Here is a 25539-nt window from a genome sequence, read left to right on the forward strand (position 1 = left end):
TTATTACGACCAAGCAAGTACTTGGTCATCACGAGAAACTAAAGGAGTCTGAAATGACACAGCGCCAGGGACAAGATCCACGACTTGATACAAGCAGAACAATTCGTGCACCTCACGGAGATAAACTGCGCGCAAAATCTTGGCTAACCGAAGCCCCTCTTCGTATGCTGATGAACAACCTCGATCCTGATGTTGCAGAACATCCACATTCGCTGGTTGTATATGGCGGCATTGGCCGTGCGGCACGAAACTGGGAATGTTACGACAAGATTGTTGAAGTACTTGAAAGACTCGAAGATGACCAAACGCTTTTAGTTCAATCAGGCAAGCCTGTTGGTGTTTTCCCTACCCATAAAAACGCCCCACGCGTGCTTATCGCAAACTCAAACCTCGTTCCTCATTGGGCAAACTGGGAACACTTCAACGAGCTCGATAAACAAGGCTTGATGATGTACGGCCAAATGACCGCTGGCAGCTGGATATACATTGGCTCACAAGGCATCGTCCAAGGCACATACGAAACATTCGTATCTGTTGCGAAAAAGCACTTTGACGGCGAAGCAAAAGGCCGATGGATTCTAACTGGCGGTCTTGGTGGTATGGGTGGTGCTCAGCCTCTAGCTGGTACGATGGCGGGCTTCTCCATGATTGCGGTAGAGTGTGATGAATCGCGTATCGATTACCGCCTACGTACAGGCTATGTCGATAAGAAAGCGACATCTTTAGATGAAGCGCTTGCTATCATCAAAGAATCAGACACACCAGTATCAGTTGGTCTACTAGGTAATGCAGCAGACGTTTTCTCTGAGTTGGTAGAACGTAATATCACGCCTGATGTAGTAACAGACCAAACATCTGCACACGACCCGCTCAATGGCTACTTACCACAAGGCTGGAGCATGTCTCACGCTGCAGAAATGCGTTTGCAAGATGAAGCAATGGTTGTTAAAGCAGCGAAAAAATCCATGGCAGTGCAAGTTCAAGCCATGTTAGAACTGCAAAATCGCGGCGCCGCAACACTCGACTACGGTAACAACATCCGCCAAATGGCTCTGGAAGAAGGCGTAGAAAACGCATTTGATTTCCCTGGCTTTGTTCCAGCCTACATTCGCCCTCTATTCTGCGAAGGTATCGGTCCTTTCCGTTGGGCTGCTCTCTCTGGCGATCCTGAGGACATCTATAAAACCGACCAAAAAGTAAAAGAGCTAATTCCAGATAATCCGCACTTACATAACTGGCTAGATATGGCGCGCGAGCGCATTCAGTTCCAAGGTTTACCTGCACGTATTTGCTGGGTTGGTCTTAAAGATCGTGAGCGTCTTGGTCAAGCATTCAACGAAATGGTGAAAAATGGCGAACTTAAGGCGCCTGTTGTCATTGGTCGTGACCACTTAGACTCTGGCTCCGTTGCAAGCCCGAACCGAGAAACAGAAGGCATGATGGACGGTTCTGACGCCGTATCAGACTGGCCACTATTAAACGCACTACTCAATACGTCGGGCGGCGCAACTTGGGTTTCACTGCACCACGGTGGTGGCGTAGGTATGGGCTTCTCGCAACACTCAGGTATGGTTATCTGCTGTGACGGCAGTGAAGATGCCTCAAAACGTATTGCCCGCGTGCTGCATAACGACCCAGCAACAGGCGTGATGCGTCATGCTGATGCGGGATACGATATTGCTAAACAATGTGCAGCAGAGCAAGGGCTAGATTTGCCAATGCTCAACGAAGAACTGAAGAAGCTCAAGTAAGGATGAAAGAGATGTTAAATTTAACGCTAAAGCCAGGTCATATTAGCTTAAACGAACTACGCCAAGTGAGCCGTTCACCAGTCAACCTTACTTTGGATCCTGAAGCCATTCCGGCCATTGAAGAAAGCACGCAAGTCGTGGATCGTGTCATCGCGGAAGATCGAACGGTTTACGGAATTAACACTGGTTTTGGTCTATTGGCTAACACACGAATAGCCCCGGAAGATTTAGAAACACTGCAACGCAGTATCGTTCTTTCTCATGCAGCAGGCATCGGTGAGTTTATGTCAGACGAAACGGTTCGTCTGATGATGGTATTGAAAATCAATAGTCTGTCTCGTGGTTTTTCTGGGATTCGCCTAAAAGTCATTAATATGTTGACCGACCTAGTTAACGCACAAGTTTACCCTTGTGTACCTAAAAAGGGCTCTGTTGGCGCATCAGGTGACTTAGCTCCTCTGGCCCACATGAGCACAGTATTACTAGGTGAAGGACAAGCTCGTCACAACGGTAATATCATTTCTGGGCAAGAAGCGTTAAAAATCGCAGGTCTAGAACCCATAACTCTGGCGCCGAAAGAAGGTTTAGCGCTGCTAAATGGTACCCAGGCATCAACAGCGTTCGCATTAGAAGGTCTGTTTATCGCGGAAGATCTTTTCGCTTCGGCTACAGTATGTGGGGCAATGTCTGTCGAAGCCGCTCTCGGCAGCCGACGTCCATTCGATCCGCGCATTCATCGTGTACGTGGTCATCGCAGCCAAATGGACGCTGCACTGGCCTATCGTCATCTATTGGATACATCAAGTGACATTGGTGATTCGCATACTAACTGTGAAAAAGTGCAAGACCCGTATTCTTTGCGCTGTCAACCTCAAGTAATGGGGGCGTGTTTGCAGCAAATCCGCAACGCCGCCGAAGTATTGCAAGTAGAAGCGAACTCCGTATCAGATAACCCGTTGGTGTTTGCTGAAGATGACGACATCATCTCTGGCGGTAACTTCCACGCTGAGCCTGTTGCAATGGCAGCTGACAACCTAGCACTGGCGATTGCTGAGATCGGCAGCCTGTCTGAACGTCGTATGGCATTGCTTATCGATAGCGCATTATCAAAATTACCACCGTTCTTAGTTGATAATGGTGGTGTGAACTCTGGTTTCATGATTGCCCAAGTCACCTCTGCTGCGCTAGCAAGCGAAAACAAAACGCTCGCTCACCCAGCGTCAGTAGACAGCTTGCCAACATCAGCAAACCAAGAAGATCACGTGTCAATGGCAACATTCGCGGCTCGCAGACTGAAAGAAATGGGCGAAAACACTCGCGGTATTCTAGCGGTCGAATACCTATCAGCAGCACAAGGCCTAGACTTTAGAGCACCAAACAAGTCCTCTGAGCGTATCGAGATTGCCAAACAGATGTTGCGTGAAAAAGTATCGTTCTACGATAAAGATCGCTACTTTGCGCCGGACATTGAACAGGCCAATACTCTGCTTAAGCTGGCTATTCACAACACGCTCATGCCAGAGAGCCTGTTACCAAGTGTTCAGTAATCCAGCATTACTAGCACTTAACCTAAAAACCGGATGATAACTTGAAGGCTCCACGTTTCGCGTGGAGCTTTTTTATCTCCTCATTAAACGTATTCCCAGCGATCTTTATGAACACTTGCATATTGTTATTGCTATACTTTTAAAAATAGCCGACGTAATAAAGTCGCTGTTTATTGCTTTCACAAATAAAAGCGTTGCTAAAGTATGCGTTTTTAACGATTTATCCGCCGAAATAGTGTCTTATTGTTAGGATACGGTGAAGTTTTCACTGGATGGACCATTGCTACGCAGATATTCGCATATAATCCCACACAGTTTTGGTTACTACGTAAAAATTATGTTTCTAACACCTTATTTTTCAAACACTAATCACCAGTTTCAGTTCACTCGCGAACAAGCAAGCCACTTTGCAAAACGTGTCGCAGGTGACTATAACCCAATCCACGATGAAGACAACAAACGCTTTTGTGTCCCTGGGGACTTACTTTTCGCAGTGCTTCTTAGTAAAGAAGGCGTCAGCCAAAAGATGCGTTTTAACTTCTCTGGCATGGTAAACGATGGTGTAGCACTTCATATTGAAAATAAGTGTGAAAAAGAAAGCGCCGTTGTTGACGAGGCAGGTAAAGAATACTTACACATGTCCCGTGAAGGTGAGACTAATCACGATCCCGCATTTATTGAGCATGTCGTAACAAATTACGTGCAATTCTCTGGCATGAACTTCCCTCACATCATGGTTCCTCTTATGGAAGAGAAGCAAATGATGATCAACTGCCAACGTCCATTAGTTATTTATGAAAGCATGGAAGTTGAATTTTCACGCTTAGACCTTACGCATCCTGAAGTGGATTTCACTGGCGCAACGTTCGACGTGGAAGGCAAACGTGGGGTAGTCACCTTAAACTTTGCGTTCAAAGAAGACGGTGAAGTTGTTGGCAAAGGCATCAAGCGCATGGTTGCAAGCGGCTTGAAACCATATGACCAAGAAGCGGTTGATGACCTTGTACGCCGTTTCAATGAACGTAAAGATGCATTCCTAGCAAAGTTCGTTAAGGCAGCCTAATCGACTGCCCTATCAGAAGCGCTCAAAAAACGTGTTTACTAAAAGAAAGCCCAACGTCGATCGTTGGGCTTTCTTTTTATGTCTCATCCAAATAAAACTAAACGCAATGCTTAGATCCAGCGGCGGACGTGGTTTTTGTAATCCACATACTCTTCACCAAACAATCGCTCTAGAACACGTTCCTCTGGCTTGATTTGAAATCGATTTATATAACTGACAAATACGACGCTACAAAGCACCACACTCAAGTGCTGCCACCACAAACCAATTGCAATGATTAGAAGCAGTAGCGCCATATACATCGGGTTGCGCGAAAAAGAAAATACGCCAGTTCTCACCACGGAAGAGGCCGTGTCAGGCTTTACAGGGTTAACCGTCGTTTTTACTTTATGGAATTCATACACACCAGCAATGCCCATATAACCAGAGAGCAAAGTTAACCCGCCAACCACAACCTCGACAAAGGGCACACTAATATTCAGGCTCGGCACCAGAACTGTCAGTCCATACATGAGTAGTATGACCAACAAAAACACCGCAACAGGTGGGACTTTGAGTTCAAGTTTTCTCAAGATTCATATCCTTTGAAATTGTTGTATGTGACTTCTAAAAAAGCCCAGTAAAACTGGGCTTAATTTGATGTGATTATATCAAAGTTAACAGCGCCTGAACGGGATGTTTGGGCTTTGTTCCTTCAAAGCGTTTCACTTGGCTGCGGCAAGAGTAGCCAGTAATCAAACATCTCTCGTTATCTAACTTATCTAAGCTTGGCTTCCAGCTTAAATTGTAAATGTCTTTCGACATCGACAACTTATCGACCTCGTGACCAAACGTACCCGCCATACCACAACAACCAACCGGTACAGTATTTAAAACCGCACCAAAGTGAGCAAAAATAGCGCCCCACTCTTTTTCCGCATTCGGCATTTTGGTTTTTTCAGTACAGTGCGCAAACAGATACCAAGGTTCCTGCGCGTTATGCTCTCCGCTTTCAAACGCTTCTAGTCTTGGGTAAAGCCATTCGTGGGCCGTTAGTACATCGAAATCACCTCGCTTACTGCCAAGTACTTCAGCGTATTCATCTCGATAACACAACACCAACGCAGGATCGACACCAACTAAAGGAATATCCAGATCCGCTACCATCGCCAAAAACTTCGCAGTATCGGCTGCTGTATCCTTAAACTGACGTAAAAACCCTTTAATGTGTTGTGCTTTACCATTCGGCTTAAATGGCAGAAGCACCGGATGCATGCCCAGCTTTTTCAATAATTTAACGAAGTCTTCTACAACATCGGCGTCGTAGTAGCTAGTGAATGGGTCTTGAACAATTAAAACATGCTTGCTCTTTTCAGACGAAGACAAACCGCTGAGCGCTTGCAGATCATAAGGCGTTGTCAGCGACTCTACTCGTTGTTTCAATGTAGGTACTGATAACAACGGCGCATCGACATACCCAACTGCTGAAGCCGTTAAGCTCTTGACCCACGACTGCTTCAAAACACCGTTTACGACACCTGGCGCTTTCGCCATCATCGGCAGCATAGTCTCTATGTTCGCAACCAGATAATCTTTTGCTGGACGTTGGTAACGAGAGTGATAAATGTTTAAAAAGCGTGAGCGGAAGCTCGGAACATCGACTTTAATCGGACACTGGCTCGCACACGCTTTACATGCTAAACAACCATTCATCGCTTCATACACTTCGTGGGAGAAATCGTATTCGTGACGACGATTGATAGAATGACGTACGCGGTCAATCATGGTTTTGATTGATGTTTTGTTTTCTAGTGTTTGCTTTTCTAAGTCAAGAATATCAATGCCTTGCTCAGTAAGCTGACGCAACCACTCGCGAACCAAGCCAGCACGCCCTTTTGGCGAGTGACGACGATCGGCCGTCACTTTCATCGATGGACACATCGGTGAGCTGGTATCGTAGTTAAAACACAAACCGTTACCGTTACATTCCATCGCTTGCTTAAAGCTGTCACGCACTTGTACGTCAATTTGGCGGTCATAGTAACCACGTTTGGTGTCGGTTACTTTTACCAACTCTGCATCGCTATCAAGTGGCGTACAGATTTTGCCCGGGTTCATTTTGTTGTGTGGATCGAATGCCGCTTTCACACGTCTCAGCTCAGTAAACAACTCGTCGCCGAAAAACTCAGGGCCATATTCTGAGCGGAAACCTTTGCCATGCTCACCCCACATCAAACCGCCGTATTTCGCCACCAGCTTAACCACTTCATCAGAAACTTCGTGCATCAATGCTTCTTGGTGCGGGTCACACAAATCCAACGCAGGACGTACGTGAAGCACCCCGGCATCGACGTGGCCAAACATGCCGTAATTCAGAGACTTGCTGTCTAACAGCTCTCGAAACTCTACAATGAAGTCTGCCAGGTTTTCTGGTGGCACACAGGTATCTTCAGCGAATGCGACCGGTTTAGCACGACCTTTTGCTGCGCCTAACAAACCCACCGCTTTTTTACGCATGTTGTAAATACGCCCAATGCTCGCTACATCGTTACAAACCTGGTAGCCGATGATGCCCGCTTCTTCTGTTTCCAACATGGTATCGAGCTTGGCGGTCAACGCTGCAACCTGCGCAGCAACTTCCTCTTCGTCCTGACCTGCGTATTCCACCATATTGATGCCAAGCATCTCTTTGTTTGGAACATCGGTAAGCAAATCACTCACGGTGTGCCAGACGATATCTTGCTTCGCGAGATTAAGTACTTTCGAGTCAACGGTTTCTACAGATAGCGCTTTCGCTTCGACCATAAACGGTGCATTACGCAGCGCAGAGTCAAAACTGTTGTATTTAACGTTAACCAAAGTACGTGCTTTCGGAATTGGCGTCAGGTTTAGCTTCGCTTCAGTAATAAATGCCAATGAACCTTCCGCGCCACACAGCACTCGTGTGATATCGAAACGATCATCGTCTTCATCTAGCGCGTTCTTTAAGTCATAGCCCGTTAGGAATCGGTTGAGAGGAGGAAATTTATCCACGATCTGCTGGCGTTTTTCACGACATACGGATTCCGTTACTCGTAGCGCCTTGGCAGCAAACTCGCCCTCTTTTGGGTAACCATGAGACAAGTCCGACTCTAAAACTGAACCATCAGCAAACACCGCTTGTAGCGACAATACATGATCGGATGTTTTTCCGTATTTCAGAGATCCTTGACCAGAAGCATCGGTGTTGACCATTCCGCCAATCGTGGCACGGTTACTGGTAGATAAGTCTGGAGAGAAGAAGTAACCGTAAGGGCGAACCGCATCATTTAACTGGTCTTTCACTACACCAGTTTGTACACGAACCCAGCCTTCTTTCTCATTAATCTCAAGCACTTTGTTCATGTGGCGAGACATATCCACCACAATACCTTTGGTTAGCGACTGACCATTGGTCCCTGTGCCGCCACCACGAGGTGAAAAGGTAATTCGTTCGTACTTTTCTTTATTGCTCAGTTTCCCGAGGAGAGAAACATCTTCTGTCGTTTTGGGATGAACGACAGACTGAGGAAGTTGCTGGTAAACACTGTTGTCAGTGGCAACCGCTAGTCGGCTTGAATATTGGCTTTCGATATCACCAGTGAATCCGGCGTGCTCAAGCTCTTTCAGAAAACTAAGAACAAGAGGATCAACATCAGTTTGCGAGTGTAATCTTGGTAACATTTGCTTCCTGCCCCTACGACGCTGAATCCGATCAGCTGCGGGTTATGTAATTATTTGCTCACTTATCATACAAGTTGGCGTTCAGCGAAACAAAACACCACAAAAGAGTAAGTGAAGTAATATTCTTTGAATTTCGTCACTTTACAACATTTAAAAAGACGAGCAAATCAGAATCTCGATACAATAATTAAACTTATGCTTTATTTTTTCACGCTTGATGCCTTACATTGGGGAACGAATCGCGTTTATAGATGAGTTTTCAGAATGAAAAAAAATAAAATTGTGACCACTGAAGATATCCTTCTCAAACTTTGCCAGTCTGTTTCTGGCGTCCTTACCTCGGCGACATCTTCTCAAGTAAATTACTCTGCAATGGTGCAAAAAATCCACAAGACTAGCCTCAAGCCAGATTTTGGCTGTTTTGTTCTGTTTGATGGCGGGTTTACCGGGCTGGTCGTAATTAATTTTACGGCAAAAGCCGCATTAGAGATCTACACCAACTACATGCGTAATATGGGTATGCCAGAAGAAGAACTGGCAATATCTCATACTTCTGACGAGGTGGGAGATGTTCTGGGTGAGCTAATGAACCAACTGGTTGGAGATTTCACCAATAAAATTCGTAAAGAGCTGCAAACGAACATCACACAAAACCAGCCAAAAATGATGGCGCTGAATAAGCAAGTCATCTTACAAGTGGATACCAACCTTGACCGCCCTCAAGCTCGCCGAGTGACGTTCTCCACCGAAAATAACAACATTTTCTATCTGGAGTTAGCGATGGACAAAACTGAGTTCATCCAACTAGAAGAGTTTGAAATCGCAGAAGACGAAAATCCAGACGATATTTTAGAAGCAACACGTAAAAATATGGCTGAGAAAGAATCTAAATCGTCGAGTTCAAACGATGACGCCGATGATTTACTCAACCAGCTCGGATTGTAATTCCAACTAATCTTAATGAAGAATGGCTTCTTAGACACAAGTACGACTTCATACTGATTATGACGAACTAAAACGCCTAGCCTCGCCTTCCGCGGGGCTTCTTTTTATGTCCATAAACCACCTTCACTCCCACCTTGTATTTCGTTTTTATGTCAAAAAAGGTAATATGTCTGACTTCATAAATTTTCTGCTTTCGTTACTGGTTGTCGATGGATAAACAAAAAGCTCTGAAAAAAATCGCCAAGTGCTTAGAACTGGGCAATTCCGCTAATGTTAATGAGGCTGCCAATGCTATCAAAATGGCACATCGCCTCATGCTCAAATATGGTCTGGATAAAGACGATATTGAGTTTATCAGAATGGGGAAAACACAATCTTCCCACCTACTACCAGCGAATATCAGTTCTACCATATTGCGAGTGATTCGCGGCATTAACACTAAATTCGGTGTTGAAGCGGTGTTGTTGAATCACAAAGGGCTCAAACGTGTCGAGTTTATCGGTGAAGCAGATCGCGCGATTTTTGCTGCATTTGCTTTCGATATTATTTATCGCGAGATGAACGAAAGTACCGGACAATTCCGAAACAGCTTCGCAGGTACGGGCACCTCTTCTCAAGAGGTGACTCGCCGCGTGAACTCATTTGTATCTGGTTGGGTAGAGGGCGCGATAGAGAAACTTCCAGTCATTTCCCCAGACGAAGAGTCGGCCAACAAAATCAATGATTATATTGATAAAGAATTCCAAAACATTGACCGCGAAACCTTCAAGAAGCAACTGAAAGAAGCGATGAAAAACCTAACCGAAGACTACGAAGTGGGCTTAAAGAAAGGTAGAAGAGTCTCCGTTAACCGTGGTGTTGGCGGCGAGCAAGCGCGTAAAATGTTGGGCAATCCATCGAAATAACCAGAACAGCAATTGATTAACGTAGGTCCCAATATTCCAATGTGATTGGGACCTACTTTTTAAAGTTGTGATAGTAACGATAAGAATTTTCTTACAGAAACTCTTATCAATCTTACTTTCTCATAACAAATATCAATGCTTACTTATTCATAATTCGCATCCCATTATGAGGCATGGTTTCGCCTCAGTTTTATACGGAGATTTTCCCTTGAAAAAGATGCCTATTGCACTAGCTCTAGTGCTAGCTCTTACTGGCTGTCAAGCCACTCAACGCCAAAATGCAACAACGGGTGAATACGAAACTAACTCAACCACGCAAGGCGCGCTTATTGGTGCTATCGCTGGTGCAGCAATCGGTCTAGCAACGGGCGATGACGCTAAAGAACGTCGTCAGCATGCACTCATTGGTGCGGCCGCAGGCGGAGCGACTGGCGCTGGCGTTGGTTACTACTTTGACCAACAAGAAGCAGAATTGCGTCGCGCTTTGCTAAATTCTGGTGTACAAGTTCAGCGTGTTGGTGAGAACCAGCTTTTACTGCGTATGGAAAATGGTATCGGCTTCTCTTCAAGCTCTTACCAGCTTGATGCTAGCATTCATAATACGCTACGCGGTGTTGCTCGCATCTTGGTTGAATACCCAGATACCAGCCTTGTTATCGACGGTTACACTGATAGCACGGGCAGTGAGTCATACAACCAAACGTTGTCTGAGCGTCGTGCAGAGTCCGTACGTCAATTCCTAGTATCTCAAAACGTTGCACCTGGTCGTGCAATTGCACGTGGCTACGGCGAACGTAACCCAATTTGCTCAAACCAAACTTCTGAAGGTCGTGCGTGCAACCGTCGTGTTGAAATCCAGATCTTGCCACTGAAGTAATTTGGTTGCACCATAGCGGTAATAATAAAAAATTACCGGAGCAGGCCTAACCATAATCGTTAGGCCTGACATATCAATGTCTGTCAAAACGTCTGCCCTACTCTGCTTATTTAGCCTCTGCTTTTCTGGTTACTCGCTTGCCTCTCAAGCTCCAAATGACCCCATAGAACAATACGAGTACGCACAACAATTATTGGCATCAAACAAAGCTGAAGCCTCAACAGAAACACGCTACTGGCTAGAGCAATCCGCCAACCAAGGTTACCTCCCTGCGCAAAAACAGCTCGCGAACGACTTTGCTAAAGGGATAAATGGCGAAAAAAATGAAACACAAGCGTTATATTGGCTAACCTCTATCGCACTCAATGACCCAACCGATCGTGGCTTTCTTCTCGCCGATTTTATTCAGCGCAATCAAGATAAGGTCACAACTTCTCAATTGACTGAAGCCTTGTATCAAATGGCTTCTCAGCATAATCCAGCAGCAGAACAAGCATATAATCAACTGTTAGAGCAGCGCTTCAACCAACTGCGAGCTAAACAAGTCTCGCAAATAAAGTCGCTCGATAAAAAGGCTGAACAAACACAAGAAGAGAAAAGCACAGTTGCAAACCCCAAGGTAGAATACTCGCAGTTTTTATGGCTGATCTGGCTAGCGGCGATACTCATCATCAGCGGCTTAAGCTTCTTCGTAATCAAGAAACATAAGCAGAATAGAAAAGCGCGTGAAGCCAAAGAGGAAAGCCAAAATCAGCGAATGGCGGCAAAAGTTAAAGAGCTAGAGTTTACGAACAAGCAACTGAAACGCCAGCTAGAGAAAGTATTCAAAGAATTTAAGAAATCCAAAACCCAGGCAGAGAACCATAAGCTAAGCGTCGCATGCGCCATGTTTGGCTACACACCACAACACATCCCTGATTTACAAGCAATAAAGCTACGCTATAGACAGCTATCAAAGCTTTATCATCCGGACACAAGAGGCAGTGAAGAAGAAATGAAGCGACTCAATCATGCCTTTAAGCTTGTCTCACAAAATGTTACAAAACAGTAAAAACAGGTCGAGACACTTTGGCTAGCATGCTTTTAGACCCATATAATCAAGCGCCGCAATCGATCTCCCTCTCAAACAAATTAACAGACATTTAACTTAAGTCTCGCTTTTATGCCATAATGCTCAGCGCAAAATAACACCTAACGACTCAAATTAATCTAGGTGGGGAGAAAATCAATGTTCACTGAAGAAGGCACCTGTGATTGGTGTAAAAAACCTAGTCTTGTAACTCGTCACGATTATTTAGATGGCAAGCACCATTACTCATGTAAAGCTTGTTACGACATGGCAAAAATCGACGTGCGCCTATTTAACCAAGGCGAATTACAAATGCGCGAACGCTTGCAATGAGCGAGCTAAGCAAGACGGAATCAACGGAACTGATTTTCAAAAGCGCCTTTTAAGGCGCTTTTTTGATCGGCCAAGCCCTATTTCCAATCTCTATCTCGTATTCCCTCCTATCCTACATAGCATGTCGCATCGGTTATCAGCCCCTCTCCTACTGTATACAAACCACTGCCCGTGAAAAAACACCTGTATATACAGTAGTGACCCCCTGTATGTATCTCGTCCAATTTTCTACTCATCTCACATTTTTAAATTGATGTTAGACATATCAAAAATGAAAAATAACCAAATAAATTCAGATACTTAAAATAAAATCCTTTTGTTTCCTTCTCAAAAAAACGCAAATAACTTTTGAGAAACGGGTTGATCAGGTCGTCAAAACAAACTACTGTATACACATACAGCATGTATAAAGGAACAGTAAGATGCAGTTACAAAGTCAATCTCATACATACTCTCGTTACAACGTATTGGCACAAGCAACTCAGCCCATGGCCGTTTCGGATCAGCTTCTATCTAAGCTGGCTGTTTTATCGCAGCAGAAACAATGGATTTTGTTTACAGCAGACTGCCCTCGTCCAGACTTTGAACAACTTACTGCTTCTAATATTTGCTGTAAAAACGTGATTCAAATGAAGCCTTCTCAACAGCTTTCAGAAGTCGAGATCGTGATCAAAGCCATCCGATCAGGTAATGCCAGTGCTGTTGTCGCATCAAATAAAATTGCACTTATGAATCAATCGATGTTGCGCGACATGGCGCAGCGCTATCAGTGTGAGGTTTTTTTCGTCGAAGGCAGAGTTAATAAGTACCACTAATAAGTTCGACGTTATCCATCCTGCATCTCGCCTCCTTTTTAAGGGGGCTTTTTTTGTATTAAAGAAAATAAGCAAACGTTTGCTTTTTCTCTGGCGAGTTAAAATAGTTCTGGTATGATGCCCACATTCGATTTATTCAGCGCCCACATTTTGCTGAATATCTTCTCTTTCTGACGTTTGATTAAGATGATAGGAATGTCGCAATGAGCCTTGCTAATCAAGTACTTGCCGTCAATGACGACCTGCCAATTCGCACCCATAAACCCGTTCACAGCGGAAAAGTTCGTTCAGTTTACTGGTTAACTGAAGAAGACAGTGCCCGACTGATCAAAGAAAAAGGATACGATGTCGCTCCAGATGCGCCTTTGGCTATCATGGTGATTAGCGACCGAATCTCTGCATTCGATTGTATTTGGCATGCTGAAGGTGGTCTTAATGGTGTCCCGGGTAAAGGGGCTGCGCTTAATGCGATTTCTAATCACTGGTTCAAACTGTTCAAAGAAAATGGCTTAGCAGATAGCCATATTCTAGACATTCCTCACCCTTTTGTTTGGATTGTACAAAAAGCCAAACCTGTAAAAATAGAAGCCATCTGCCGCAAATACATCACGGGTTCGATGTGGCGCGCTTACGCAAATGGCGAGCGCGAGTTTTGTGGAATCCAACTTCCTGAAGGGTTAGAAAAAGACAAAGCACTGCCAGAGTTGCTCATGACCCCATCCACAAAAGGCATTCTAAAAGGTATTCCCGGTGTGCCAGAAGCGGATGACGTGAATATTACTCGTCAAAACATCGTAGACAACTACGAAGCATTTAACTTCTCAAGTGCCGACGATATCGCACTCTACGAAAAACTGCTGAAAGAAGGCTTTAACGTTATCAGCCAAGCGTTAGAAGAAATCGACCAAATCTTTGTCGATACCAAATTCGAATTTGGTTATGTTCATGATGCTGCTGGCAATGAAAAGCTGATTTACATGGATGAAGTGGGTACACCAGACTCGTCTCGTATATGGGATGCTAAAGAGTACCAAGCAGGTCACATCGTAGAGAACTCAAAAGAAGGCTTCCGCCAGTTCCTACTTAACCACTTCCCTGACCCAGATATCCTGCTAAACAAAGAACGTATGCCAGAGCGCGAAGCACTCGCTCGTGATAATGCTTTACCCGTCGAATCTTTGATGGCGATTTCGAGCACCTACATTGGTATTGCCGAGAAGATTACAGGCAAGCCGATTCATTTGAGTGAGAATCCGAAAGCGGAAATCATCGAAGTACTGAGCAAAGAATACGGATTGATTGACTAGCACTGTCGCCAGATTGCTAAACGCTTTCCAATAAAAAGTCCGCACTAGCTTGCGGACTTTTTTCGTATTAGGCTCAGTTTAGCCGATATTTAACGTAGTGCCATCTGTTGTAGAGGCTGACTTAGTCGTCACCTGATATGTTTTGTCTTTAATCGTTGATACGAAATACCAGGTCGACTCTGCCTTGTCGGGCGTAAAAGTAACGCGCATAAAGCCACGCTGTTTGATGTCTGCCCACTGTAATTCTGACACTAAGTGCGGCAACGTGTATTCCATTTGAGCGATCGCAACAGGATCTAACGCTAGGTAGGCCTCTAGCCCAGGGGAACTCACCGAGCTAGTTGCAAACTCTATCCCGATAGGATGCTTAGATACGTCTTTAAGCTCACTTGCCCATGCGTTGTGCGTATCTCCTGCCAAGCAGACAAAGTTACCACTGCTGGCTTTGGCCAGTTGATAAACTTTCTCTCGCTCAACGTAGTAACCATCCCATGCATCTAGGTTATATGGCAAAGCAATGGTATCTAAACTTGGGTCAAAGAGATAACCCGTAATCGCAGAGTTTACCGCTAATAACGCCTCTGTTTTTTGGTCTTCAGTGGCAGTAAACAATTGAAACATAGCGGTCATCACCGAACTTGGCAGCTCCATACGAGACATTAACACTTGTTGCCCTAGCACATTCCAAGTTGCGTCGTGCGTACTGAACGCATCCATCAGCCAAGCGAGTTGGTCAGCGCCTAACAGCTCTCGGTCTTCACTGCGCGACTGAGCAACTAAACCGCCAATAGCTTCCATCTTTGGAGAGCTGAGCGAGAAGTAATCCAACGGTTTATCACGTCCCACAAGTCGCGTGTCGAGCATCATCAAATTGACTAAACTTCCAAACGAAAACTGACGGTAAATCAGCATGTTTGAGAAAGTGTTTTCACGAACGGGCAACCATTCTGTCCACGCGGCAGCCGCAGCTGCACGACGATCATTAAAGCTGCCTTCCTCTTCTTGATGGTTTTCCGCACCATTTTTCCAAGTATCATTTGCAAGCTCATGGTCATCCCAGACAGCAATCATTGGTAGGCTCGCATGTAACGCTTGCAGATCAGCATCTTGGCGATATTGCGCATACCGTTTTCGGTAATCATCTAAGGTAATACATTCAGTGCCTTTGCTTGGCTCTCGCCCTAGTGCCTCAGCATCTTCACTAGCGTAGCCACCAGCACCATACTCATAAATGTAATCACCGAGATGAAGCACCACATCAAACGGGTCTTGTTCATGTTGATTTAAGATCTCTCGATACACATGGAAATAGCCTGCAGGATAGTTTGCACAAGAAACAACAGCCATGGATGCCTTTTCTACACCATCCTCTGGTAATGTTTGAGTTTGCCCGACTTCGCTAGTGACATCTCCAACCATGAATCGATAGTAGTAGCGAGAATTTGCGTTGAGATTTTGAACATCGACTTTTACCGTGAAATCTCGGCTCGTGTCTGTGGCAAAAGTGCCACTTTGCACGATATCAGTAAAATTTTCGTTAGATGAAACTTGCCAGCTTACATCTGCGTAGCTTGCTGAGGTCGTAACACGAGTCCAAATGATTACTTGTGTTTGAGTAGGATCTCCACTCGCCACTCCGTGCTCAAAGGTAACCGCAACAGATTCACTAGCATCGCTACCACAGCCCACCAGCCCGGTAACAATCGCCGTTGAAGAGGCAGCTTTCATAAAGTCTCGACGAGACAAAGACATATTGACTTCCTTTCTTATTGTGTTTGTTTTTATGCCCAAATGACGTGGTGACTCAATCATCCTTGTATGCCAATAAGGGACGTTAATTCGAACTTACAGTACCAACCACTTAGTCGGTAATTTGTCCTAAAAACACAAAGTTAGAAGCTAGTTATGACAATTGCATTTCCAAACGTTACATTTTTGTTAATTTAAGTGCAAATACTCTATATTCATCACACTTCCAAGACCTGTGACAAAAACCTCAAAATAAAAAAGCGACCTACTTTGAGGTCGCTTTTCATTGCACTATTGTTAAGTGGTACATCGATGAAGTGGAAATGCTCAGCCTAAAACTTGATGTTCAGGACATCTTGTTCTGACGTGTCCACCTTCAACTGACTGCGAGATTCTATGTACTCGATTTGCTGAACATCGAGCGAATATGGCATAACGACTCGCAATTCATTGATCCCTTCATGTTTAGCTAACTGGGTTAAGCGGACCAAATTGGATTCATCACTTTTACGAGAAGACATCGATTTTAATGCGGCATCCCACAACCGATCTTCAGGCTTGCTCAATTCCGCAATGTTCTGTTTCCACATCAAACCGAAAATAGGCGCGATGGTGGCAAATGCCTCTAAAAAGGTCCATTTTTTACTACCTGTTGCCCCTAAAAAGCTAGTGTAGTCGAATTCAATGCACGTCTTTCCTTGTTGATCCATTCTATGCCCCCGACACTCGAAAATGAGATATACCAAATATCGTTCAACTGTTTTGATATAGCAATGGGATATAAAACATTCGTCTTTTATGCACTAATTTACATGCAAAAGGAAATATTAAAACCAGCTTTGTAACAACTGATGTACAGCTTCGCCATATATAAGCATTCAATTGATTAATATTTCAATTAAGAAACTAAAAACAACACGTAAGTAACGCTATCAATATGAAATTATTATAGATTCACCAAAAAAATATCAATTCTTGTCACAACGTCATCCGCCTACCTACTTCACATCAATCACTCGACTGGCCTTTTTATACTGTATCTTCCAACCAGCCCAGCGTGGCAGCTCCCAACGCTTCGGGTCTCCCTTACGGTTTCCCTCTCGATAAACGACCTGTACCAGCTTGCGAGACGCGTAATACTCAACATCCAGTTGGAGTTCTGGCAGCGAAAGTTCCAAAGGGTACTGCTCCGTGAAATCGTCGTATTCCCATTCTGGAACACCGTAAAATGTTAAGTCTTCCGGTTCAAACAACGCCATATCATCGACATTTTCAACGCCTAATGTTTCCAACTGATCCTTTAACCAGCTAGAAAATGTCAAGGAGGCCAAGTCGTTAACCTCTTCTCCTTCGACATTAAGGCCCAATGCGTTGTAGAGTTTCCAGTGTTGGATTTGTTGTTTTCTTTGAGAAGCAAAACCTGGTAACAGTGTCTCGTCTTCTATCATTTCGACAATAGACTGAACAGCAACATCACCTTGTAACGCTTGATGTTCAGAACAGACTGTTCGCCCGGCGTAGACCAAATGCATCGTTGCTCTTGGGGCCTCCTCTTCATAATTCGTCTCGCCTTGTTGCCACTCCCCTAGTTCAAGTTCGCGTAACAACGTCAGCGGGATAGGCATCATGACCGATGCGAGGTTCAGTGTTTGCTTAACGCCTCGTCCTGGCACGCTATGGCTATCTAGCACAATGGCCGCTTCTTCTTTATCAGGAAAGCGGCTGTTACGCCCAACCAGCATCTCGACTACTCCATTTCCTAGAGCATCTCTTCGACGAGCTCGTCGGACAAACACAAGCTCAGGGTGTAATGAGGCGATGGAGAAAAAGAGCGCTTCACGGTTATATCGAGAGGCAACGTCAAGTTCCGGTAATTCAAATACTTCTCGCATTTGTTTCGCTAAACCTTGTGCCTCTTCGAGTGCGCTGGCATCAATGACAATGCCCGGAAGTCGCTCCCCCCGAACCAAACGGATAAGCAAAGAGGCATCACATCCGTATGGCTCCTCTTGAGATAGAAGCTCAGCGACTTCGCCACTTTGTCGCTGATAGAGCTGCGCAGGCACAGATAAGGCGGCAGCCAAATCAATCATTGCTTCCTTCTCTGGCTTCGCTTGAATTCTGGTAACAAGATCGGCAAACAGTGCATCAATAGGTAGTGGGTATACTTTTCTACCGTGCTGCGTGACATTGCCATCCTCATCAATCGCTTCCATAGATAACAACGTCGAATGAGATGCCTCTAGCGACTTTGGAGGAATTGAGTCGAGAAAATCGAGTGTTGAAAGACGGTATCCACAACAAGCCGCTGCCAGCATGGGCTCGACGAGCTCTTCTCTGTGCAATTCTGGAGGCGTCACTAATTCTAAAGGCGCGTGTTCACCATATAGACGAATACAAGCCCCTTCAGCAACACGGCCCGCCCGCCCCATTCGCTGCGCGGCGCTGGCCTTAGAAATGTGGGTCAGCGTTAACGCTGTGCGACCGTTACGTTGAATGGTTCGACGCTCTAAGCCGCTATCAATGACTACTCGGATGTTAGGTATCGTTAAGGAGGTTTCCGCAACATTGGTTGCCAATACGACTTTTCGTTGTTTTTGCGTAGTTAACGCGCGGTGCCGTTCTTCATCACTAACCGAGGCATGAAGTTTGACCACCATGACTTCGCCGCAACTTTGTAGCATCTGAGCACATTGGGTGATCTCTTTGCGTCCAGGCAGGAAAACAAGAATATCGCCATCTTCATCTTCCAATGCTTCTTTTACCGCTCTGAAAACCTCTTGTTCACATCCCTTCTTATTCGGTAAATAACGGCTGTCTAAAGAACTATGTGTCACCGTGACTGGAAAGCAACGCCCTTCAGATCGCAGACGCTTCGCATTCAGGTAACGCGCTAGCTTTTCGCCCTCCAGCGTAGCGGAAGTGACGATCAACCGATGTTGATTTTCTTGCTTCAAAATTGCGGTTAATAGATCAATATCCCAGCGTCGCTCGTGAAATTCGTCCACTATCACGATATCGAAGCCTGCTAGCTTGTTTTCCGCAAACCAACGCAGTGCGACTCCCGGAGTCACAAATACAACTTCGGTTTTTTCATCAAAGTAGGCATGAAGCTTGATCGCGTAACCGACTTTGCGACCTATTGGCTCACCAGATTGCTCCGCAAGATATTCAGCCAACGAGGTACAAGCAATTCGACGTGGTTCAATAACCAGCACGCGTCCGTGTTTTACCGCCCACATAGGCAAACGTGTAGATTTACCTGACCCGGTTTCGGCTTCCACCACGAGATGGTTTTGGTTCACATGTTGGTCAAACTCAGCTTGCAGGCTGTCGATAGGTAGTTGAAACATAGAAATTGGATTTGATTTGATGATGCAGAACATTATACCCAAGTAAAAAAATCCTGCTTTAGGTATCTCTAAACAACCAATATTGCCGATATTTTCGGCGGTATCTGAGTTTTTTTGCGACATTACATTGATGTGCATCAACGCATGTTTACAACTAAATGGTGAACCCGTTAAAATTTGGTGCGCATCCTTCAACCCTACATAAGGCACCCAATGAACAACGATAAACGCCCACTATATATTCCATATGCGGGTCCGGCTCTTTTAGCAACCCCTCTTTTGAACAAAGGCAGTGCATTCTCTGCTGAAGAACGTAGTTCATTCAACTTAGAAGGCTTGCTTCCAGAGTCTACCGAAACAATCCAAGAGCAGGTGGAACGTGCCTACCAGCAATACAAGAGTTTCGAAAGCGATATGGATAAGCACATTTATCTGCGTAATATCCAAGACACCAACGAAACACTGTATTACCGCCTAGTGCAAAACCACATTTCAGAGATGATGCCTATCATCTACACGCCAACTGTCGGCGCAGCATGTGAAAACTTCTCTAACATCTACCGTCGTGGTCGTGGTCTATTCATTTCATATCCGAACCGTGACCGTATTGACGATCTGCTGAACAACGCAGCAAACCACAACGTTAAAGTGATTGTTGTGACAGATGGCGAACGTATCCTTGGCTTGGGTGACCAAGGTATCGGCGGCATGGGTATTCCTATTGGTAAACTGTCACTTTATACCGCGTGTGGTGGTATCAGCCCTGCTTACACGCTACCAATCGTGCTTGATGTGGGTACCAATAACCCGCAACGTTTAGCTGATCCGATGTACATGGGTTGGCGTCACCCTCGTATTACGGGTGCAGAATACGATGCATTTGTAGAAGAGTTTATTCAAGCAGTACAGCGCCGTTGGCCTGATGCCTTGATCCAGTTCGAAGACTTTGCTCAGAAAAATGCGATGCCTCTTCTTGAGCGTTACAAAGATCGCGTGTGCTGCTTCAATGATGATATTCAAGGCACGGCGGCCGTTACTGTTGGCTCTCTACTTGCAGCCTGTAAAGCAGCAGGTACTCAGCTGTCTAAACAGCGTATCACCTTCTTGGGCGCTGGCTCTGCTGGTTGCGGTATCGCAGAAGCGATCATCGCACAAATGGTATCGGAAGGGATTTCTGACGAGCAAGCTCGCTCACAAGTTTACATGGTTGACCGTTGGGGTCTGTTACAAGAAGGTATGCCTAACCTTCTTGATTTCCAACAACGCCTGGTGCAGAAACATACCAATACGAAAGAGTGGGAAAATGAAGGAAATGGCTTCTCACTCCTCGACGTTATGCGTAACGCCAAACCAACGGTACTGATTGGTGTTTCTGGTGCTCCTGGCCTATTTAGCCAAGAAGTCATCGAAGAAATGCATAAACACTGTAAGCGTCCGATTGTCTTCCCACTATCGAACCCAACAAGCCGCGTAGAAGCAACACCTAACGACATCATTCGCTGGACAAATGGTGAAGCACTTGTTGCAACAGGTAGCCCATTTGAGCCTGTGGTTCATGAAGGTCGCACTTACCCGATTGCACAATGTAACAACAGCTACATCTTCCCAGGCATTGGCCTTGGTGTACTTGCTGTAAACGCAAAACGTGTCACCGACGAAATGCTAATGGAATCGAGCCGTGCGCTCGCAACATGCTCTCCTCTAGCAATCAACGGTCGTGGTGCACTACTTCCACCGTTGGAAGAGATTCACTCGGTATCGAAAAAGATCGCGTTTGCTGTTGGTAAGAAGGCAATCGAACAAGGTGTGGCATTAGAAATTACTGATGAAGCATTGAACGTGGCGATTGAACAATCGTTCTGGCAGCCTGTTTACCGTCGTTACAAACGCACTGCGTTCTAAGCTTGAGACATTTCGTTTAATAATTAGCCCCTACCATGTAGGGGCTTTTATTTTTTTATCATCCTAACCAGATTTTGGCATAAATGGGCTTCTCTCTTTTTGTTTCTATCAGATATGATGAGAACTACATTTTTAGTTAAGGATATAAAACGTTTTGTTGTTTTCTCGCATAAGATCAAAGTGGAAGCTGAAATTTTCCTGGAAGCGACTTGCTTTGATTTTGTCGATCTCTGTACTTAGTCTGCTTGTTTCTGTTATTGCCATCGACCGGTGGGTGGTTTTACAAGCCAAAGAAAGCATTTTCACTGAATACGAACCAATACCTCAACATGAGGTTGCTGTGGTTCTCGGTACCAGTAAATACATCGGTAAGATCCTCAACACTTACTACACTCATCGCATTAATGCGGCGATTGAGCTTTACAACCAAGGCAAAGTAAAACAGTTTTTATTGAGTGGCGATAACGCCCATCGCTCCTACAACGAACCGTGGACGATGAAACGCGACTTACTTAAAGCCGGCGTGCCTGAGGAAGTGATTCACCTTGATTATGCTGGCTTTCGTACTCTAGATTCGATTGTGAGGGCGAAAAAGATTTTTGCTTCGGAGCGCTTTCTGATTGTGACTCAGCGCTTTCATTGTGAGCGAGCGCTGTTTATTGCCGATGCTTACAATATTGATGCGCAGTGTCTTGCGGTAGCAGGACCTACGACAAACAAACAAAAAACATCAATGCGTATTCGAGAGTTGCTCGCCCGTGTGAAAGCCTTTTTAGACCTCTACATTATTAATACGCAGCCCAAGTTTCTTGGTCCTCAAGAGCCTATCGTTGCAGTAAAAGAGCCTGAAAAAATCTCTAATGAGCCTCTGCAAGTTCCCGTCGAATAGAGGAATCACGCAGCTCACAAGGCTAATAACATTTCTATAAAACAAATGGGTAGTTTTCTACCCATTTCCAATTCTCAACATCACATTTTCTAATTTGCTCTACGATTCAGGCAAAACTCTTTTTTGCATTCCAAGTAACATTTAATCAATAAATAACTACAAGTCAGTTACTTTGCCATAAAAAAACCGACAAAAGGCAATGCAAAAGGAGCACTACCCATGACCGCACTCGCTGTGACATTGAAGAACTGGTTCTTCACTCGCAACAGCATGATTTTGAACGCGAATATCGTATTGTTCATTATCTTGTTTAATACCCTACCCTTTGAGCCACAAGTAGTAACCGGCCTGAGCATCTTAGTTTTTGTTGCTATTCTTTGGCTAACCGAAGCAATTCACGTCAGCATAACCGCGCTACTCATACCATTACTTGCGGTATTTTTAGGCGTGTTTAATACTCAGACCGCACTGAACAACTTCTCCAACTCCATCATCTTTCTATTCTTAGGTGGTTTTGCACTTGCTGCAGCTTTGCATAAGCAGAAGTTAGACCAAGCTATTGCTGATAAAGTGCTATTGCTCGCAAGAGGCAAAATGTCTGTCGCTGTATTCATGCTATTTGGTGTGAGTGCTGGCCTGTCAATGTGGATTTCAAACACCGCCACTGCCGCTATGATGCTGCCCCTTGTACTGGGTGTGATGACAAAGCTAGACGCGAAGAAAAATCACAATACCTTTTTGTTTGTTCTGCTCGGCATCGCTTACAGTGCTTCGATTGGTGGTATTGCAACGCTGGTTGGTAGCCCACCAAACGCCATTGCAGCAGCTGAAGTCGGCCTAAGTTTTACTGAGTGGATGAAGCTCGGTGTGCCTATCTCATTAGTACTAATGCCAATCGCTATTCTCGTTTTGTACACCATGACTAAGCCTGACCTTAGCCACAAGTTTGACCTTGACCATCAACCAGTCGAGTGGACAAACGGCAAAATGATTACGCTGGCGATTTTCTTACTGACCGTGACTTTGTGGATATTCAGTAAGCCAATTAACGCTATGCTAGGTGGCTTCGCTAAGTTCGATACCCTTGTCGCAATAGGTGCGATCCTTCTGCTTGGGGCTTCTCGCGCCGTCGAGTGGAAAGATATTGAGAAAACAACCGACTGGGGTGTGTTAATCCTATTTGGTGGTGGTATCTGTTTGAGCAACGTTCTAAAAGCAACCGGAACAAGCGTATTTTTGGCTCATAGCTTGTCAGGCTTCCTTGAGCAAGCCGGTATTCTCCTAACGATTCTTGCAGTGGTTGCTTTTGTTGTCTTCTTGACTGAATTTGCAAGTAACACCGCTAGTGCTGCACTACTGGTCCCTGTATTTGCAACCATCGCAGAGGCCTTAGGCATGTCTCCGGTCATTCTCTCTGCATTGATTGCCGTCGCCGCTTCTTGTGCATTTATGTTACCAGTTGCGACGCCTCCAAATGCGATTGTGTTCGGTACGGGTCATATCAAGCAAAAAGAAATGATGCGAATTGGCTTCGTCTTAAACATTGCCTGTATTGCTGCACTAACGCTTTTCGCTTGGTTGTTCTGGTAAAAAATAGCAAGTTCGATTAGCACTACACTGCTGCTCACGGTAATCATATCGATGACCTAAACTTCCCCCTAAGTGGTGTTCAGCAGTTTCCCTCTTGGTGGCCAGTTGGCCACCTTTTTTTATTCCTTTGAGTGACGAATCGTTAGGCTTGCTTCTTTTCGCAGGCAAGCAAACCATAATGAACCTCGACCCGGTTACGACCATTGCGCTTCGCTTGATAGAGCACTTCATCTGCTCTCGCCATGGTTTCTGAGACGCGTTCATTTTGCATTTGGGCGACGCCAATGCTGCATGTTAATGATTCACCGTGTACCCACAAATGACTCTCCACATTTTTGCGAATCATTTCCGACTTCTTCACAGCTTGATCAATATTGGTGTCAGGGCAAAATACAACAAATTCTTCTCCCCCCCAACGAACAAGTCGGTCATCTGGGTAGATGGAACTTGCCACCACCATGACAAATTCGCGCAATATGTCATCCCCCATTTGGTGCCCAAATTTGTCATTCACCTTCTTAAATTTATCCAAATCCATATAAAGGATACTGAATGTACTATGCCCCCAGCGAACTTGCCGTGATTGCTGCTCAAGCCAGTGCTGAACTGCGTGACGGTTCATCGCTCCCGTCAACGCATCGCGATGCGCCAACTCTGCAAACTCATAGTTTTGAGCTCGCAACGTACCATTCACCTTCTCTAAATGACGATGACGTTTTTTCGCTTTTTCATAAGCGACTCGATTTTTTCGTAATTCGTGCAGCGAAAATGCCAGTCCAAGCGCCATCCAAGAGAGTAAGAGCGCATACAGTAACGTTTCTTGTGCAAGGTAAGCGCCTTCAAACTCAATTTTATCAATCACAATTTTGTGCTCGCCAAGTGCCGCACCAGATCCGGTCGCGATATCAATACGTGTGATGTTTGAAAATTCAGGTGCAGAGTGTTCAATCGCGACTTTGTTGTCTACTAACCACCACGTCATCACCTGTAGATTTTTAATCGGAATTTCGATGATGTCGTTTGAACCGGACGGAGAAAACTGCATGCCATTGTATTTAATCGTGTACTCGTCGTCTGGTTTGGAATACTCAGGGTTATAGTTGCGCAGATATAAACGCAAATCATGGCTCGGATTGGGCCCCACCCCCGCCTCTTCATATCTCACTTTCAATCGAATCGTATGGTAATTGGAAAGGTCAATCCCCTGTGTTGGCGTTGTGGAATCGGTATAAACAGAGATTCCGCAATAAGGCCAAGCATACGAGCTTTGCTTTAAGTCACAGCTGAGAACTAGGCTTTGCTTATCGTAAAAAATATCAGCCTCACTCAAGCCACCTTCGCTGGCGTCTTTAGTCGCATAGATATTGAAATGTTCTGGTGTAATGGTCAGCTTTCGTGTATCGCCAAGAACACTATAAAGCGCAACCAAACTAATAGTGCAAATAGAGAGGGCAAAGATAAATTTATGGATCCACTTCATGGGCGAGTGACCTGCTCAGCTTATATACAACACAATGTACTCAATGATTTTTCGAACTTCAAACAAAGTCATTTATCAAGAAACAAAATTACTTTTAGCTTTCGTTCTTACTTTCGATACATGGTAACGTGTTTTGAACCGTTATCACGTTTTTAAATCTCTCAAAAATGCGGTTCACTTGTTATTTGCGAAGCATTTCACAGCCGTATTTCCTAACCCATGAAGGCCAGTGCATAACATTTCAGAGCGATACATTTCGCTTTAATGTGCCTGTCAACCCTGC

The 25539-nt window shown here is 45.0% G+C and carries 19 protein-coding genes; 13 read left to right on the forward strand and 6 right to left on the reverse strand.

Annotated elements, in window-relative coordinates; genetic code table 11:
- Positions 1 to 53: 53 nt before the first annotated feature.
- The 3 genes from hutU (at position 54) to VEA_RS10910 (ending at position 4361) form a co-directional block, all read left to right on the forward strand.
- Positions 54 to 1751 carry a urocanate hydratase gene (hutU, locus tag VEA_RS10900; RefSeq protein WP_012841909.1) on the forward strand — a complete coding sequence of 566 codons (1698 nt, stop codon included), beginning with the start codon at positions 54 to 56 and terminating at the stop codon, positions 1749 to 1751.
- A gap of 11 nt (positions 1752 to 1762) precedes the next feature.
- Complete coding sequence (gene hutH, locus VEA_RS10905) at positions 1763 to 3298, forward strand: histidine ammonia-lyase (RefSeq protein WP_012841910.1); 1536 nt, start codon at positions 1763 to 1765, stop codon at positions 3296 to 3298.
- A 337-nt stretch (positions 3299 to 3635) separates the two neighbouring features.
- Positions 3636 to 4361 carry a DUF3581 domain-containing protein gene (locus VEA_RS10910; protein WP_005395883.1) on the forward strand — a complete coding sequence of 242 codons (726 nt, stop codon included), beginning with the start codon at positions 3636 to 3638 and terminating at the stop codon, positions 4359 to 4361.
- A gap of 110 nt (positions 4362 to 4471) precedes the next feature.
- On the opposite strand, the gene VEA_RS10915 is transcribed toward VEA_RS10910, so the two are convergent.
- Together VEA_RS10915 and ydiJ are read right to left on the reverse strand one after the other, a co-directional pair.
- Entirely contained in the window at positions 4472 to 4933 is a 462-nt protein-coding gene (locus tag VEA_RS10915) for a methyltransferase family protein (RefSeq protein WP_041852969.1), read from the reverse strand.
- Between the two features lie 73 nt (positions 4934 to 5006).
- The gene (gene ydiJ, locus VEA_RS10920) at positions 5007 to 8042 is read right to left on the reverse strand and encodes a D-2-hydroxyglutarate dehydrogenase YdiJ (protein ID WP_012841912.1); all 3036 of its coding nucleotides are present in this window, start codon (positions 8040 to 8042) and stop codon (positions 5007 to 5009) included.
- 264 nt (positions 8043 to 8306) lie between these two features.
- Here ydiJ and VEA_RS10925 point away from each other — a divergent pair, with 264 nt between their 5' ends.
- The 7 genes from VEA_RS10925 (at position 8307) to VEA_RS10950 (ending at position 14293) form a co-directional block, all read left to right on the forward strand.
- On the forward strand, positions 8307 to 8987 hold the full coding sequence (locus tag VEA_RS10925) for a DUF3334 family protein (protein ID WP_006742601.1): 681 nt from the start codon (positions 8307 to 8309) through the stop codon (positions 8985 to 8987).
- Between the two features lie 209 nt (positions 8988 to 9196).
- Positions 9197 to 9892, forward strand: coding sequence for a DUF2786 domain-containing protein (locus VEA_RS10930; protein WP_005395879.1), 696 nt, complete (start codon positions 9197 to 9199; stop codon positions 9890 to 9892).
- Positions 9893 to 10100: 208 nt separating this feature from the next.
- Positions 10101 to 10769 (forward strand): YiaD family glycine zipper/OmpA-like lipoprotein, encoded by a 669-nt coding sequence (locus VEA_RS10935; RefSeq protein WP_005395877.1) that lies wholly within the window; start codon positions 10101 to 10103, stop codon positions 10767 to 10769.
- Between the two features lie 76 nt (positions 10770 to 10845).
- A complete protein-coding gene (locus VEA_RS10940; RefSeq protein WP_006742603.1) occupies positions 10846 to 11820 on the forward strand; it encodes a J domain-containing protein in 975 nt (324 codons plus the stop codon).
- A gap of 177 nt (positions 11821 to 11997) precedes the next feature.
- A complete protein-coding gene (locus VEA_RS23935; RefSeq protein ID WP_012841913.1) occupies positions 11998 to 12171 on the forward strand; it encodes a hypothetical protein in 174 nt (57 codons plus the stop codon).
- 422 nt (positions 12172 to 12593) lie between these two features.
- Entirely contained in the window at positions 12594 to 12986 is a 393-nt protein-coding gene (locus tag VEA_RS10945; protein ID WP_012841914.1) for a SulA-like leucine-rich domain-containing protein, read from the forward strand.
- Positions 12987 to 13189: 203 nt separating this feature from the next.
- Positions 13190 to 14293: a phosphoribosylaminoimidazolesuccinocarboxamide synthase gene (locus VEA_RS10950; RefSeq protein ID WP_006742604.1), complete on the forward strand. Its 1104-nt coding sequence runs from the start codon at positions 13190 to 13192 to the stop codon at positions 14291 to 14293.
- Positions 14294 to 14371: 78 nt separating this feature from the next.
- On the opposite strand, the gene VEA_RS10955 is transcribed toward VEA_RS10950, so the two are convergent.
- The 3 genes from VEA_RS10955 to VEA_RS10965 all read right to left on the reverse strand — a co-directional run bounded on the left by VEA_RS10955 (position 14372) and on the right by VEA_RS10965 (position 19395).
- Positions 14372 to 16045, reverse strand: coding sequence for an alkaline phosphatase D family protein (locus VEA_RS10955; protein ID WP_012841915.1), 1674 nt, complete (start codon positions 16043 to 16045; stop codon positions 14372 to 14374).
- 329 nt (positions 16046 to 16374) lie between these two features.
- Entirely contained in the window at positions 16375 to 16752 is a 378-nt protein-coding gene (locus VEA_RS10960; RefSeq protein WP_005377965.1) for a hypothetical protein, read from the reverse strand.
- A gap of 288 nt (positions 16753 to 17040) precedes the next feature.
- Positions 17041 to 19395, reverse strand: coding sequence for a helicase-related protein (locus tag VEA_RS10965; protein WP_041853044.1), 2355 nt, complete (start codon positions 19393 to 19395; stop codon positions 17041 to 17043).
- A gap of 213 nt (positions 19396 to 19608) precedes the next feature.
- Between VEA_RS10965 and VEA_RS10970 the strand changes: the two genes are divergently transcribed.
- From VEA_RS10970 to VEA_RS10980, 3 genes are all read left to right on the forward strand, one after another.
- Positions 19609 to 21297, forward strand: a complete 1689-nt coding sequence (locus tag VEA_RS10970) for an NAD-dependent malic enzyme (RefSeq protein WP_005395857.1) — start codon at positions 19609 to 19611, stop codon at positions 21295 to 21297.
- A 154-nt stretch (positions 21298 to 21451) separates the two neighbouring features.
- On the forward strand, positions 21452 to 22186 hold the full coding sequence (locus tag VEA_RS10975; protein ID WP_006742608.1) for a SanA/YdcF family protein: 735 nt from the start codon (positions 21452 to 21454) through the stop codon (positions 22184 to 22186).
- Positions 22187 to 22405: 219 nt separating this feature from the next.
- Positions 22406 to 23776 carry an SLC13 family permease gene (locus VEA_RS10980; protein ID WP_005395853.1) on the forward strand — a complete coding sequence of 457 codons (1371 nt, stop codon included), beginning with the start codon at positions 22406 to 22408 and terminating at the stop codon, positions 23774 to 23776.
- A 142-nt stretch (positions 23777 to 23918) separates the two neighbouring features.
- On the opposite strand, the gene VEA_RS10985 is transcribed toward VEA_RS10980, so the two are convergent.
- Complete coding sequence (locus tag VEA_RS10985) at positions 23919 to 25256, reverse strand: GGDEF domain-containing protein (protein ID WP_006742609.1); 1338 nt, start codon at positions 25254 to 25256, stop codon at positions 23919 to 23921.
- Positions 25257 to 25539: the final 283 nt, after the last annotated feature.

Origin of the sequence: Vibrio antiquarius, assembly GCF_000024825.1 — a bacterium.
In the GTDB taxonomy this organism is placed as follows: Bacteria; Pseudomonadota; Gammaproteobacteria; order Enterobacterales; family Vibrionaceae; genus Vibrio; species Vibrio diabolicus.